The organism is Marinicauda algicola, from assembly GCF_017161425.1.
Classification (GTDB): domain Bacteria; phylum Pseudomonadota; class Alphaproteobacteria; order Caulobacterales; family Maricaulaceae; genus Marinicauda; species Marinicauda algicola.
In genome coordinates this window covers 2,557,564-2,571,586 of sequence record NZ_CP071057.1, presented here as the reverse complement: position 1 = coordinate 2,571,586, position 14,023 = coordinate 2,557,564, and the positions used below count along the sequence as shown (strand labels likewise).

13 protein-coding genes are annotated in these 14,023 nt (G+C 68.0%); 8 read left to right on the top strand and 5 right to left on the bottom strand.

Annotated elements, in window-relative coordinates:
* The first annotated feature begins 25 nt into the window (after window positions 1-25).
* Window positions 26-1,135: a tRNA epoxyqueuosine(34) reductase QueG gene (gene queG, locus JW792_RS12750; RefSeq protein ID WP_135995476.1), complete on the top strand. Its 1,110-nt coding sequence runs from the start codon at window positions 26-28 to the stop codon at window positions 1,133-1,135.
* A gap of 36 nt (window positions 1,136-1,171) precedes the next feature.
* Here queG and JW792_RS12745 read toward each other — a convergent pair whose 3' ends face one another.
* The 5 genes from JW792_RS12745 to JW792_RS12725 all read right to left on the bottom strand — a co-directional run bounded on the left by JW792_RS12745 (window position 1,172) and on the right by JW792_RS12725 (window position 6,000).
* On the bottom strand, window positions 1,172-2,149 hold the full coding sequence (locus tag JW792_RS12745; protein ID WP_241094968.1) for an alpha/beta fold hydrolase: 978 nt from the start codon (window positions 2,147-2,149) through the stop codon (window positions 1,172-1,174).
* Between the two features lie 3 nt (window positions 2,150-2,152).
* Window positions 2,153-3,064 (bottom strand): EamA family transporter RarD, encoded by a 912-nt coding sequence (rarD, locus tag JW792_RS12740; RefSeq protein ID WP_135995477.1) that lies wholly within the window; start codon window positions 3,062-3,064, stop codon window positions 2,153-2,155.
* 108 nt (window positions 3,065-3,172) lie between these two features.
* Window positions 3,173-4,117, bottom strand: coding sequence for a glutathione synthase (gshB, locus tag JW792_RS12735; RefSeq protein WP_135995478.1), 945 nt, complete (start codon window positions 4,115-4,117; stop codon window positions 3,173-3,175).
* Between the two features lie 281 nt (window positions 4,118-4,398).
* Complete coding sequence (locus JW792_RS12730; RefSeq protein ID WP_135995479.1) at window positions 4,399-4,941, bottom strand: hypothetical protein; 543 nt, start codon at window positions 4,939-4,941, stop codon at window positions 4,399-4,401.
* 195 nt (window positions 4,942-5,136) lie between these two features.
* The gene (locus tag JW792_RS12725) at window positions 5,137-6,000 is read right to left on the bottom strand and encodes a PhzF family phenazine biosynthesis protein (RefSeq protein ID WP_135995480.1); all 864 of its coding nucleotides are present in this window, start codon (window positions 5,998-6,000) and stop codon (window positions 5,137-5,139) included.
* A gap of 160 nt (window positions 6,001-6,160) precedes the next feature.
* Between JW792_RS12725 and JW792_RS12720 the strand changes: the two genes are divergently transcribed.
* The 7 genes from JW792_RS12720 (at window position 6,161) to JW792_RS12690 (ending at window position 14,017) form a co-directional block, all read left to right on the top strand.
* On the top strand, window positions 6,161-7,429 hold the full coding sequence (locus tag JW792_RS12720; protein ID WP_158291570.1) for a Tad domain-containing protein: 1,269 nt from the start codon (window positions 6,161-6,163) through the stop codon (window positions 7,427-7,429).
* An 80-nt stretch (window positions 7,430-7,509) separates the two neighbouring features.
* The gene (locus JW792_RS12715) at window positions 7,510-9,102 is read left to right on the top strand and encodes an ABC-F family ATP-binding cassette domain-containing protein (protein ID WP_135995482.1); all 1,593 of its coding nucleotides are present in this window, start codon (window positions 7,510-7,512) and stop codon (window positions 9,100-9,102) included.
* A gap of 225 nt (window positions 9,103-9,327) precedes the next feature.
* A complete protein-coding gene (ffh, locus tag JW792_RS12710; protein ID WP_135995483.1) occupies window positions 9,328-10,866 on the top strand; it encodes a signal recognition particle protein in 1,539 nt (512 codons plus the stop codon).
* Between the two features lie 36 nt (window positions 10,867-10,902).
* Entirely contained in the window at window positions 10,903-11,352 is a 450-nt protein-coding gene (rpsP, locus tag JW792_RS12705) for a 30S ribosomal protein S16 (RefSeq protein ID WP_135995484.1), read from the top strand.
* A gap of 178 nt (window positions 11,353-11,530) precedes the next feature.
* Window positions 11,531-12,064 (top strand): ribosome maturation factor RimM, encoded by a 534-nt coding sequence (gene rimM / locus JW792_RS12700; protein WP_135995485.1) that lies wholly within the window; start codon window positions 11,531-11,533, stop codon window positions 12,062-12,064.
* Between the two features lie 65 nt (window positions 12,065-12,129).
* On the top strand, window positions 12,130-13,341 hold the full coding sequence (locus JW792_RS12695) for a hypothetical protein (RefSeq protein WP_135995486.1): 1,212 nt from the start codon (window positions 12,130-12,132) through the stop codon (window positions 13,339-13,341).
* 28 nt (window positions 13,342-13,369) lie between these two features.
* Window positions 13,370-14,017, top strand: coding sequence for a hypothetical protein (locus JW792_RS12690; RefSeq protein ID WP_135995487.1), 648 nt, complete (start codon window positions 13,370-13,372; stop codon window positions 14,015-14,017).
* The last annotated feature ends 6 nt before the right edge of the window (window positions 14,018-14,023 follow it).

Here is a 14,023-nt window from a genome sequence, read left to right as displayed (position 1 = left end):
CGCCTCCCGTCCCCACTCCACACCCATGAGCACGCTCACCGACACCTCTCGGCTCAAGGCCCTCGCCCGCGAGATCGGCTTCGATGCGGTGCGCATCGCCCGCGCCGACGAGGGCTGGGAGGCCGGGGAGCGGCTGAAACGCTATGTCGGCGAGGGCCGGCACGGCACGATGGCCTGGATGGAGGAGACGCTGGAGCGCCGCGTCCATCCGACCGCCATGTGGCCGGAAGCCAGATCGGCCGTCGTCGTGGGGCTCAATTACGGCCCCGGCACCGACCCGCTGGACATCCTTCAGCGCAAGGACCGCGCGGCGATCAGCGTCTATGCGCAGAACCGGGACTATCACGACCTCATCAAGAAACGCCTCAAGCGCCTCGCCCGCGAGTTCCATCGCGAGACCGGTCACGGCGTGAAGGTGTTCGTCGACACCGCGCCGCTGATGGAGAAGCCGCTGGCGCACCGATCCGGCCTCGGCTGGCAGGGCAAGCACACCAATCTCGTCAGCCGCGAGCACGGCTCCTGGCTGTTTCTGGGCGTGATGCTGACCGAGGCCGAGCTCACGCCCGATGCGCCCGAGGCCGACCATTGCGGCTCGTGCCGGGCATGCCTCGACATTTGCCCGACCGACGCCTTCCCCAATCCCTACGAGATCGACGCGCGGCGCTGCATCTCCTACCTGACAATCGAGCACAAGGGCACGATTGCCGAGGAATTCCGCGGGCCCATGGGCAACCGCATCTATGGCTGCGACGACTGCCTGGCGGTGTGCCCGTGGAACAAGTTCGCCAGCGCCACCGCCGAGACCGCCTTCCATCCGCGCGAGGAGCTGACCGCGCCGAAGCTGATCGGGCTCGCCGGCCTCGACGATGCGGGCTTCCGCGCGCTGTTCGCCGCGAGCCCGGTCAAGCGCATCGGGCGGGACCGTTTCGTGCGCAACGTGCTCATCGCGCTCGGCAATTCGGCCGACCCGGAGGCCGTGCCGGTGGTCGTCGAGCGCCTTGGCGACGACAGCGCCCTGGTGCGCGCCATGGCGGTCTGGGCGCTGAAGCGGCTCGATCCGGAGCGCTTCCAGGCCGAACGGGAGAAGCGGCGCGAAAGCGAGCGCGACGCGGATGTGAGGGCGGAGTGGACCTAGCGCCGTGCGCCCCTCGTGCGGGGGCACATCGCCGTCTCACCCCTTGCCGAATCGCCGCCCCAGCCAGTCGATGAGCTGCGCCGACAGCTGGTCCGGCGCCTCGTACTGCACCCAGTGGCCGACCTCCGCGATCACGTCCATGTCGAGATCGGAGCACAGCACCGGCATGAACTGGGCGAGCTTGGGCGGCAGCATGAAGTCGGCCTCCGCCGAGATCATCTTGCAGGGCATCTTCAGGCGCAGGTCGACGCCGGCCATGCGCTGCCAGTTCGCATCGAGATTGCGGTACCAGTTGAAGCCGCCGCGAAAGCCGGTGTGCGCATAGGCCTTCGCGTACCGCGCGCGCAGATGGGCCGGCACGACGCAATCCGCCTCGGACTTGAGCCCGCCGCGCTCCAGCCAGCGCTCGAAGCGCCGCGGCAGGTGGGTGACCGAGGCGGGCAGCTTGTCGAGCTCGCCGGTGGGCGGGGGCGGCATGAAGACGAAGGCGAAGAAGGCCTCCTCGCGTCCCTTCCAGAAATCGTCGAAATCCTCGTCCTGGAAGCGGATGATGTAGTGCTCCTCGCCCGCCATGCCTTCCAGCACCTCGGTCGGCGGTTTCGAGCCGCGCGGCAGGTGGGGCGTGCACACCCCGGCCGCGCCGAGGAAGCGCTCCGGCTTCAGCGCCGCGGCGTGCCACATCGCGATGCCGCCCCAGTCGTGGCCGACCCACACCGCCTTCTCGATGCCCAGCGCGTCGAGCAGGCCGGTATAGTCGCCCACCAGGTGATCGATGCCGTAGGCCTCGACCTCGTGCGGCACGTCGGACGCCCCGAAGCCGCGATTGTCCGGCGCGATGACGCGGTAGCCGGCCCCGGCGAGATCCTCGATCTGCCGCGCCCAGGACAGGGCGAGTTCCGGCCAGCCGTGCAGCAGGAGGACCGGCACGCCGTCTTCGGGCCCCGCCTCGTGCACCGAAAGGGTGACCTCGCCGCACTTCACGCGGCGGGCGGGCGGCATGTCGGGATGGTTCATGGCTCAGACCTTTGCGCGTCTCTGCTTCCTGGCGAAGCTTAGAAGATCGAGCACGAACACCGCCAGCCCCGCCCAGATGAAGACGAAGGTCAGAAGATACATCGGCGTGAAGGGCTCGCCCGTGGCGAGCCCGATCGCGAACTGCAGCGTCGGCGCGACGAACTGCAATATGCCGATGGTGGCGAAGTGCAGGCCCCGCGCCCCGATGATGAACAAGAGGAGCGGGGCGACCGTCATCGGCCCGGTCATGACCAGCAGGAAGGCCGGCCACCAGCCGTCGGTGAAATGGCCCTGCCCGCCGGTCTCCAGGAAGGCGAGGGCGGCGAGCGAGGGCACGGCGATGATCACCGTCTCCCAGAACAGCCCGACCCGGCCGTCGGTCGCGATCGTCTTTCTCAGATAGCCGTAGGCGGTGAAGCTCGCGGCGAGGAACAGCGCGATCAGGGGCAGCGATCCGACGACGAGGATCTGGTTGGCCACCCCGATCGCGGCGAGGCCGACGGCGAGCCCGCGCAGCGGGCCGAAGCGCTCGCGCGCCACGAACACGCCGACGGCCACGTTCATCAGCGGGTTGATGAAATATCCCAGCGAGACCTCCAGCACGCGGCCGGCATTGACCGCGAAGATGAAGGTCCACCAGTTCGCCCCGATCAGCAGCGCCGTGACGAGGAGGATCGCCATCGCCCGCCTGTCGGCGAGAAGGCGCAGCGCCGGCCCCATGCGCCGGCCGAGATAGAGCAGCAGCGCCAGGGCGGGCACCGACCAGACCGCGCGGTGCAGCACGATCTCGCTCGCGCCGGCAAAGCCCAGGAGCTTGTAGAAGAGCGGCGACAGGCCCCAGATCAGATAGCCCGACAGGGCGGTGACGCCGGCGCGGACGGGATCGAGGCGGGTGGAATCAGGCGGGGTGTTCATGGCCCAGAGCCCTACGCCCGCAGGCGGCCTTCGTCATTCTGTTTGTTGCCGCGGAACGGCCCGCACCGCAGCCCCGCCCTTCGGCGGGGAGCAAGCTGCAGGACGGCCCTACCCCCGCCGCGCCTCCACCCAGTCCACCAGCATCTTGCTGACATCCACGCCGGAAAACCGGCGCAGCTCCTGGATGCCGGTGGGGGAGGTGACGTTGATCTCGGTGAGGTAATCCCCGATCACGTCGATGCCCACGAAGACGAGGCCGCGCCGCTTCAGCTCCGGCCCGATCCTCTCGCAGATCTCGATATCGCGCTTGGTGAGCTCGCTTTTGACCGCCTTGCCGCCGACATGCATGTTGGCGCGCACCTCCCCGGCCGCCGGCACGCGGTTGATTGCGCCCACCGGCTCGCCATCGACCAGGATCACCCGCTTGTCGCCATTGGTGACGTCGGGAACGAAGGCCTGCGCCATCAGCGGCTCGCGGCTGACCTGCTGGAACAGCTCCACCAGCGAGGCCAGATTCTCCGCGCTGTCGCGAATCCGGAACACGCCCGCGCCGCCGTTTCCGAACAGCGGCTTGACCACGATGTCCTTGCCATGGGCCTCGAAGAAGGCCCGGATGCGCTTTTCGCTGGTGGTGATCAGCGTCGGCGGCATCAGCCCCTCGAAATGGGTGACGAACAGCTTTTCGGGCGCATCGCGCACATGGCGCGGATCGTTGACCACCAGAACCCCGGGCTGGAGATGCTCCAGGATATGGGTCGAGGTGATGTAGGCCATGTCGAAGGGCGGGTCCTGGCGCAGGAAGACCACGTCGACGCCATGCAGGTCGAGCTCCTCGCGCGGGCCGAGCTCGACATGCTCGCCCTGCACCCGCTGCAGCCTCGCCACCCTCTGCGCGCTCGCCCTGACGCGCCGCCCCTCCAGCACCAGGTCCTTCGGCTCATAGACCCAGATCTCGTGCCCGCGCGAGAAACACTCCAGCGCGATGTCGAAGGTGGAGTCGGCATTCACATTGACCCCGGTGATCGGGTCCATCTGGAAGGCGATTTTCAGCATGGGGGTGGGCTTTCAGTGTGGCGGTCAGTGGTGAGGGTAGAGGTAGGCGATTGTCGGGGCGGGGGAAAGGCCGCCGGAAAGCATGAGCGTCGATGTCTCCCTCGCATGGGAAGCCGATCTCGACGCAGTCAGGACAGCGCTGCCGCTTAAGCTTGGGCGCGGCGCGACCGTACGATCTTACCGGAAACGCCGACTGCACGTCCGGCGTGATCCGGCGGGGCCTGAAACAGCCCCAGGTGCGTTTGTCGCGAAAGCTGGCGATGTGGTTTGGACCGGAAATGCTAAAGATAATCCCAGCCTGCCTTGAGGACGGCGCCTATCGCGCCGCTCAGCAAGGCGACTCCGGCTGTCCAGACTTGGCGTTTGAGGTTGCCGAACGCCCATTTCCAAAACGATAGGCGTGACCGGTGCTCTAGTCTGTGACCCTCTATTTCAAGCTCTGCCTCCACTCGCGCATTTGCGCCGTCGACAAAGACCTCGTCGATAACGCCAGCGGGAAGGCCACGTCCAATCTTAGCTAGGGAACGGGCATATTGCTCACCGGCGAAAATCTGAAAATCCGAAACTGCTACCTTTGCTAGAGCGAAGTCTGATTTTCTTATGGGGCTGTGTTCTGGATCAAATGCGGTGAGCTTTTTGACAAGGTCTTCTCCGAAGGCGTGCACCTGGTCTGCCACTGCACGACGATGACAAAGGACGGTATAGCCGCTGAGGAGGTTTCCGGCCGCCGCGTTTTCGGCAAAAATTTTATGGAACCTAGATGCGAGCTCGCGCTCGTGCATTGCGCGGCAGTGGGCAAGCTGATCCTCAAAATATCCCGGCACAACGTTCCTCCCCGGTGCGGCGGACCTAGGGCGCATCAATGACACGAGTCGCGGGCCACCCCCGCACATTCGCCATGCTAGCGCCGTGCTCCGTTTCGTACGCCGAGATTACTAAAGGTCCTCAACCAACATGAAGTCCAGAGTCGCCCTCCCGGCGACGTTGATAATCGGCGACAGATACCTGTTTCTCCCCCCTCACCCCATCTCCCGCACCGTCCCCGACACCCGCACCGGCCCGCCCCGCTCCGGCCGGATCTCGGCGGTGATGAGGCAGGGCGTGCCCATGTCCTCGCCCTGGCGAATCTCGATTGTCCCGCCCTGCGGCCAGGCGAGGTCGCGCAGGTATCCGGCGAGCGCGGCGGCGGCGGCGCCGGTGGCCGGGTCCTCGAACACGCCGCTGGAGGCAAACGCGTTGCGCGCGTGGAAGAGGCGGCCGGTTTCGGCGTGGACGAGCGCGAGGGTGACGAGGCCGGCCGCGCGCATCAGCGCCTTGCCGGCGGCAAGGTCGTAATCCATCGCGGCGAGCGCCTCGCGGGTCTTCAGGGCGAGGAGGAGATGGGTCGCGCCGGCCTCGACGAGGGCGGGCGGCAGGCGGGGGTCGAGATCGCCTTGCGTGAGACCGAAGAGGGCGAGCGCCCCGGCGGCGAGGTCCGCCCCGGCCGGCCGGCTCGATGTGGGCGGCGATTGCAGGGCGGCGAAGAGGTCTCCGCCGTCCGCGCGCCCCTCCACCGTGATCTCGGCCGCGTTGAGTTTCAGCGCAAAGACGTGGCTCCCATGGGTTTTGGCCAGCGCCGCGCCTAGCGCGATCGTGGCGTGGCCGCAGAAGGGAATTTCGGCTTCCGGGGAGAAATAGCGTACGCGCAAACCGTCCCCGATTGCCGGGCCTCGAGGCGCGGCGAACACGGTCTCGGAGAAGCCGACCTCCGCGGCGATCGCCTGCATGGTGGCGTCCTCCGGAAGGGCCCCGGCGAGGACCACGCCGGCCGGATTGCCGCCGCGCGCGCCGCTGGAAAAGGCGGCGAGGCGCTGGACGGGGAGGCGGGCGCGTGTGTCGCTCACGGGGATTTCCCTGGATGAAGGCCGGCGCCTGCGGCGGCGCCCCGGGTCCCGCCGTTACCACGGCTTAACCAGACCCGCAGGATTTCTCTCCGGTGGCCGCGTGAGGGCCGTTTCCGGCGCGGATCTTGAAGCGCTGCGGGACATCGTCCCGGAGGCGCTCATGAACGATACAGCCCTGCCCCGAACTGCTGCGACACGGCCGTGCGGTCCCGTCCGGCGCCGTCTCCTGCGTTTCCTTCTGGAGCGCGCCGGCAATGTGTCGGTCGCGTTCGCCCTGGCGCTCGTCCCGCTGGTCTCCGCTGTCGGCGGCGCGGTGGACTTCGCCGCGATGCATGACCTGAAGACCCGGATGCAGAGCGCCGTGGACGGGGCGGCGCTCGACGCGGCGATTCGCTTCGGCGTGAACGATCCGATCGATGCCGGATCGGTACAGCGCTTCTTCGCCGCCAATCTCCAGGGGCAGACCGTTCCCTCGGCCGGCATCGAGCGCCAAGACGGGCTGTACACGGTCTCGGCCTCCTTCGAGCATCGCACGCACTTCCTCGGCCTGATCGGAATCGAGACGCTGTCCGCCACGGTCGTCGCCCAGGCCCGCCCGGTGCCCGGCGAGCCGGTCTGCCTGCTCGCGCTGGAGCCCAGCGATGTGGGCGTCTACGTCAATTCGGATTCCCGGATCGACGCCAACTGCGCCCTTCACATCAATTCCTCCAGCAGCAAGGCGGCCGAGATCAATTCGCGCGCCCATGTGGCGACGGCGGCGAACCATGTCGTCGGCGGCGTCTATACCAACAGCAGCTCGAGCCTGACGCCGGCCGCGACGGAGGACGAGGTCTTCCCCGACCCGTTCGCCGGACGGCCTCTGCCCTCCGGCGTCACGACGGCGGGCTGCGACTACATCGATTACGAGGTCAACTCGGGTTCGGCGACCCTGCGGCCGGGGCGCTATTGCGGGCTTAAGGTCAATTCCGGCGCGACGGTGACGCTGAACCCCGGCATCTACGTGATCCGCGGCTCGACCGGGCTCGACATCAATGCCAACTCCCACGTGTCGGGAACCGGGGTCTCGCTGTACTTCGCAGACGACGCGCCCCTGAAGGTCAATTCGGGCGCCTCGCTGTCGATCCAGGCGCCGCGGACCGGGGAAACCGCCGGCGTCGCCATCTTCCAGACGCCGAGCGCGGCGGGCGCCGGGATTCTCGTCAACAGCCATTCGACCGGAACGATCGAGGGGCTGATCTACGCGCCGGAGTCGCTGGTCACCTTCAACTCCGACTCCTCGAGCTCTGCCCCCGTCCATGCCATGGCGCTGATCGTGGGTCAGCTCTACGTCAACTCGGATTCCCGGCTGCGCATCGAGATCGATCCCGAGGAGCCCAATCTGCCGGGCGTGATGACGTCGGGCGCCATGGCGGCGCGCCTCGTGCGCTAGAAGATCGTTTTCGTCCCGTTCACAGCGCTCCGCCGCGCCTGCCCATTGCGCCGCACGCGAGAGTGGTTACATGGGCGCGCATGCTCACCATCTCCAATCTCGATTACCGCATCGGCGCGCGTTCCCTGTTCGAGAACGCGTCCGCGCAGATTTCCCCCGGCTGGAAGGTCGGCCTCGTCGGGCGCAACGGCACCGGCAAGTCGACGCTGTTGAAGCTCATCCGCGAGGAGATCGAGACCCCGTCGCCTGATTCCGCGATCCGGCTTAACAAGGGCGCGCGCCTGGGCTGGGTCGCCCAGGAGGTCGAGCCGGGCGAGGAGACGATCCTCGACGTGGTGCTGGCCGCCGACCGCGAGCGCCACGCCCTGATGGAGGAGGCGGAGACCGCCACCGATCCCGACCGGATCGGCGAGATCCACATGCGCCTGGCCGATATCGACGCCTGGTCGGCGGAATCGCGCGCGGCCGAGGTGCTGATGGGGCTCGGCTTCTCCGACGCCGATCTCTACCGCGCAACCCGCGAGTTCTCCGGCGGCTGGCGCATGCGCGCGGCGATCGCGGGGGTCCTGTTCTCCCAGCCCGACCTCCTCCTGCTCGACGAGCCGACCAACTATCTCGACCTGGAAGGCGCGGCCTGGCTGGAAACCTATCTGAAGGCCTATCCCCACACCGTGCTGATCGTCTCCCACGACCGGGAAATGCTCAATCGTTGCGTCACCCACACGATGGCGCTGGAGCATCGCCAGCTCTCGATCACGCCGGGCGGCTACGATGCCTGGCTGAAGCTGCGCGCGGCCAAGACGGCCTTCCTGGAGAGCCAGCGCGCCAAGCAGGAGGCCGACCGCGCCCACCTGCAGGCCTTCATCGACCGCTTCCGCGCCAAGGCCTCCAAGGCGAGCCAGGCCCAGTCGCGCGTGAAGAAGCTGGAGAAGATGACCGAGATCACCATCCCGCTGGAAGAGCGCACCACGCCCTTCTCCTTCCCCACCTCCACCGACCGGCTCGCCGCCCCGCTCCTGCAGCTGCGCGACGCCAGGCTCGGCTATGGCGAGGACGCGGTGATCCTGAAGGGCGTCGATCTGCGCCTCGATCCGGAAGACCGCATCGCCATCATCGGCGCGAACGGGCAGGGCAAGACGACGCTGGTGAAGTCCATCGCGGAACGCCTGAGCCTGCTGTCGGGCGAGCGCACGGCGCCGCGCGCCCTGCGCATCGGCTATTTCTCGCAGGACCAGATGGACGAGCTCAACGAGGGCGAGACGGTGCTCGACCACGTGCGCGACGCCCTGCCGGAGGGCACCCCGCCGGCGCGGCAGCGCGCCGCGGCGGCCGCGATGGGCTTCTCCCACGAGAAGGTCGAGACGAAGATCGAGAAGCTCTCCGGGGGCGAGAAGGTGCGCCTGCTGCTCGGCCTCATGGCGATGGAAAAGCCGCACATCCTCATTCTCGACGAGCCGACCTCCCACCTCGACATCGACAGCCGCGAGGCGCTGATCTACGCGCTGAACGACTATGAGGGCGCGGTCGTGCTGATCACCCACGACGTCTATCTCGCCGAAGGCACGGCCGACCAGCTCTGGCTGGTCAAGGACGGGCGCGTCTCGCGCTATGACGGGGATCTGAACGACTACCGCAAGCTCATACTCCAGGCCGACCGGCGCGCCGCGGCGTGAGGGGCTGTCCCCGTCCGCGTCCAGCTTGACTCTTCCCCGGCCCTGACCTATTGCCACCCGCTTACATCCGCAGGCGTTATGCGCTTGCCTTACCGGCACACGGAGCCCACGTGACACGTGGAACCAGCTCCCGGAGGCCGGCGAGGTCCCCCGCTCGGCGAAGGCTCGCTCAGCGGGGTTGTCGGCGCGTGGCCCGAACGGGGCGAAGCGGCTAGAGGCGAACGTATGTTCGACGCACTGAGCGAACGGCTCACAGGAGTATTCGACCGGATCACCGGGCGCGGCGCGCTGTCCGAAAAGGACGTGGACGCCGCCCTGCGCGAGATCCGCGTCGCCCTGCTGGAAGCCGATGTCGCCCTGCCCGCGGTCAAGGACTTCGTCAACAGGGTCCGGGAGAAGGCCGTCGGCGAGGAGGTCATCCGCGCCGTCGCGCCCGGCCAGCAGGTCGTCAAGATCGTCCATGACGAGCTCGTCAACCTGCTCGGCGGCGAGGAGGAGCCGGACGGCCTGCACCTGGAAGGCGAGCCCCCGGTCGCCATCCTGATGGCGGGCCTGCAGGGCTCGGGCAAGACCACCACCACCGCCAAGCTCGCCAAGCGCATCACCGACCGGCATCGCAAGAAGGTCCTCGTCGCCTCGCTCGACACCCGCCGCCCGGCCGCGATGGAGCAGCTCGCCCAGATGGCCGAGAAGGCCGGGGTGGCGAGCCTGCCGATCGTCAAGGGCCAGACCGCGGTCGAGATCGCCCGGCGCGCCATGCAGGCCGGGCGCCTGCAGGGCTATGACGTGGTGATCCTGGACACCGCGGGGCGCACCTCGATCGACGAGGAGATGATGGGCGAGGCCGCGCGCATCGCCGAAATCACCCGCCCGCGCGAGACGATCCTCGTCGCCGACGCGCTGACCGGCCAGGACGCGGTGGAGACCGCGCGCCGCTTCGACGAGCGCCTGAAACTGACCGGCCTGGTGCTGACGCGGATGGACGGGGACGGGCGCGGCGGTGCGGCGCTGTCCATGCGCTGGGTCACCGGCCTGCCGATCAAGTTCATCGGTACGTCGGAAAAGATCGACGGGCTCGACGCATTCGACGCGAAGCGCCTCGCGGGCCGCATTCTCGGGCGCGGCGACATCGTCAGCCTCGTGGAGCGCGCCGCCCAGGACGTCGACCAGGAAAAGGCCGAGAAGCTCGCCAGGAAGATGGCGAAGGGCAAGTTCGACCTGGAGGACATGCGCGACCAGCTGAAACAGCTTCAGAAGATGGGCGGGCTCTCCGGGATCATGGGTTTCCTGCCCGGCATGAACAAGCAGATGAAGGGCCAGATGGCCGCGGCCGGCTTCGACGACACGATGCTCAAGCGCCAGGAGGCGATCATCCTGTCGATGACGCCGGAGGAGCGTGCCAAGCCGGACATCCTGAAGGCCAGCCGCAAGCGCCGCATCGCGATGGGCGCCGGCGTCGACGTGCCCGACGTCAACAAGCTCCTCAAGATGCACCGCCAGATGGCGGACATGATGAAGAAGATGGGCAAGAAGGGCGGCAGGGGCGGAATGCCCGGCATGCCCGGAATGCCCGGCGGCGGCAAGATGCCGCCCGGCTTCGCCGATGCCACAGGCGATCTTCTGCAAGGCAAGGCGCCGAAAGGCGCTCAAGGACTCCCCGGCCTGCCGGGCGGCGGGAGTTCGGGCAGCCTGCCCCCCGGTTTCGGGGCCGGCGGTCCGCTCGGGCCTGACGGCCTCCCGCTCGGCTTTCCGAAGAAGAAGTAACCTCCAACTCGAACGACCCAAGCAAGGACCAAACCCATGTCAGTGAAAATCCGTCTCGCCCGCGGCGGCGCCAAGAAGCGCCCCTACTACCGCATCGTCGTGGCCGACAGCCGCAATGCCCGCGACGGCCGCTTCATCGAGAAGATCGGCTCCTACGATCCGATGCTGCCGAAGGATCACGAGAACCGCGTCAAGCTCGACACCGAGAAGGCCGCCGAGTGGCTGAAGAAGGGCGCCAAGCCCACCGAGCGCGTCGCGCGCTTCCTCGGGGCGGCCGGCCTCATCGAGTACAAGCACGGCGTGAACCCGAAGAAGGGCGAGCCGGGCGAGAAGGCCAAGGAACGCGCCGCCGAGAAGGCCGAGCGCGAAGCCGCCGCCAAGGAAGCCGAGGAAGAGGCCAAGGCAGCCGCCGCGGCCCCGGCAGAGGAAGCCGAAGCCGAGGCCCCGGCCGAAGAGGCCGCCGCGGAAGAAGAGAAGTCGGAGTAGGTCTTACCTGCTTCGCGTCGCCGTCTTCCCCGCGAAAGCGGGCACCCGGAGAGGTCGCGCCCTGCGCTTCGATCTCTGGGCTCCGGGTCGCTGCCGCGCCCGGTAAGGCGGGTGTGAGTTCGAAATCCCGGAGCGCGTTCCGCTCCGGGATTTCGCCGTTCTGCGCTAGGGTGACATTATGGCGTCCAAACCCGACCTCCTCGTCATCGGCGCCATCGCCGGCGCGCACGGCGTGCACGGCGAGGCGAAGGTGCGCGCCTTCGGCGATCCCGCCATGATCGCGCGCTACGGCCCCTTCCTGGACCCGGCCGGCAAGGTCATCTTCACCCCGAAGAAGGCCCGCCATTCGGGCGGCGAGACGGTGATCGTCACGTTCAAGGAGCCGGTCACGCGCGAAGCCCTCATCGCCATGAAGGGCACGCTCCTGCACGTTCCCCGCGCCGCCCTGCCGGAACCGGACGAGGACGAGTTCTACTATTCCGACCTCCTCGGCCTCGCCGTGGAGGACCTCGCCGGAGAGCCGCTCGGCACGGTGAAGGCCGTGAACAATTTCGGCGCCGGCGATCTGCTCGAAATCCTCCCCCCCGAAGGCCCCAGCTTCTACCTGCCCTTCACGAAGCAAGCCGTCCCCCATATCGACCTGAAAGCCGGCAGGCTGGTCGCCAACCCGCCCGAGGCGGAGGAAGACGAGGACGACGAGGCGCGCGAGTAGCATTTTTCTCGCCTCTCGCGCGCGAGGCTGCTAGGTTTTCGCGCGCAAAGGGGGGAGAAGTCTGAATGCTCGAACTCATTGCCGCCTTGGCCATGCAAGAGACCGCCGTGCCTGACGGCCTGCGCGCCGAATGCGTGCTTAACGTACAGACCCGGCGCGACAGGCTTCGCTCGATTGCGGCCGCTTGCCCGGAGGACGCTCCGGACGCAGACCGATTGCAGGATTACGCCGACAGACTCGTTGCAAGGATCGAACTTCCAACCGCCGCTCCGCCAGGTTCATGGATAAAGAGCCGTATCGAACTTGTTTGGTCGGGCGGGCAATGGGCCTTGCCTGAGCCGGTCATTCTGCTACGCACACCGCCCCATTTTCCTCCAAGTGCGGCTAGGCGGGGAATCCAGGCGACCTGTAGCGGCATCGCTCTGTTTGACGGCGCGGGCCGTCCGTACGAGGTCGACGTACATTGTCGCCGGGCGGGACCTGAAGGCCTCGGCGAACCCACCACCCTCTTCGTCGAGGCCGTGACCGAGGCCGTCAATGCCCATAGATGGCTGGTTCCGCTTCGGGCCGAACGGGGCTGCGATCGCGTCAACATGACTTTCCAGCTGGCGGGGCAGGCCGAGACGCCAGAGGAAATATCGGTCCCGGAAGTCCCGACCTGTCCTAATCGGGCAGCGGACCCGACCTCGTCGCGTGACATGCCGCTGCAGGCGGACTGCCGACTGCTGGTACACGCGCAGGATCGCGAAAGCCGCGTGCCGGAGCGCTTCGAGGCCGTGTGTCCTGCCGACGTGCCCGAAAGCGATGCGCTTCAGGCGGCGGCCGATGCCGCGCTCGGCGCGGTCGATCTCGCACTCGACCTGCCTGACGGCGCGGGCGTGGAGACGGCTCCAGCGATCGGCTACCGCTTCGAACCGGGCGAGGGCTGGCAGCCCGAGGCCGGCCAGGTCGTCATCCGGGTGATACCCCGGTTTCCCGCTCGCGCCGTGGCACGCGGCGCTCGGCACATGCTCTGCGCGGCCGCCCTGAGGCCCGATGCGGCGGGCGTGCCGCGATCGCCGGACGTGGCGTGTCTTTCCAATGTCGGCGCGCACAACCCCTTGCTCGAGCGGGAAATGCGGGCGGCGGCGCAGAGCATGCGGCTGCTGCCCGTCGGATATGGATACTGCCTGGACGACCAGTCCTATGTCAGCGCCAGCGTCGTGGGGGAGAGCCGTACGGCGTCCATGCCCGATCCGGCGCGCCTGCCGAATCTGTGCGAGGCTGAGGACGCCTGATGGCCGCTCGGAACGACAGGAGAAACCCATGATCGCACTCGCCGCCGCCTTGATGATGCAGCAGGCCGCCCCGCCTGACGGCGGCCGCGCCGAATGCTGGCTCACCGGCGACGTGCGGGGGCGCACGGTCATGAGCCTCCAGCCGGTCTGTCCGGATGAGGCCCCCGATGCGCCCGCCCTGCAGGCGTATGCGGAGAGTCTGCTCGCCCGGACCGCGCTGCCGATCACTGTTCCCGAGGCGGCGCACTTCAATTCCAGCGTCGAACTGGTGTGGGACGGGCAAGGCTGGTCGCTGCCCGAGCCCTTCCTGCTCGTCCACGTCCCGGCCGTCTATCCCGAGCGCGCCATGATGCGGCAGCTCAACGCGGTGTGCGACGGATACGCGATCGTCGGCGGCGACGGCCTGGCACGCGATGTCGCGCTGTTCTGCCAGGCCTTCAATTCGAACGGGAGCGAGATCGAGAGCCGTCTCTTCCTCGATCCGGCCCGCGAGGCCGTACAGCAGAATGTCTGGCTCATCGCGCCGGACCTCGAGCTGGTCTGCGAACCGACGAAGGTCGCGTTCGATCAGCGCGATGATCCCGGCGAGCCGGGTGAATTGCCCCGGCTCGACGATGCGCGAGTCCCGGCCTGCCCGCCGGGCCTGCCGCGCGGCCCCGATCACGACGATCGATAGGCGCTG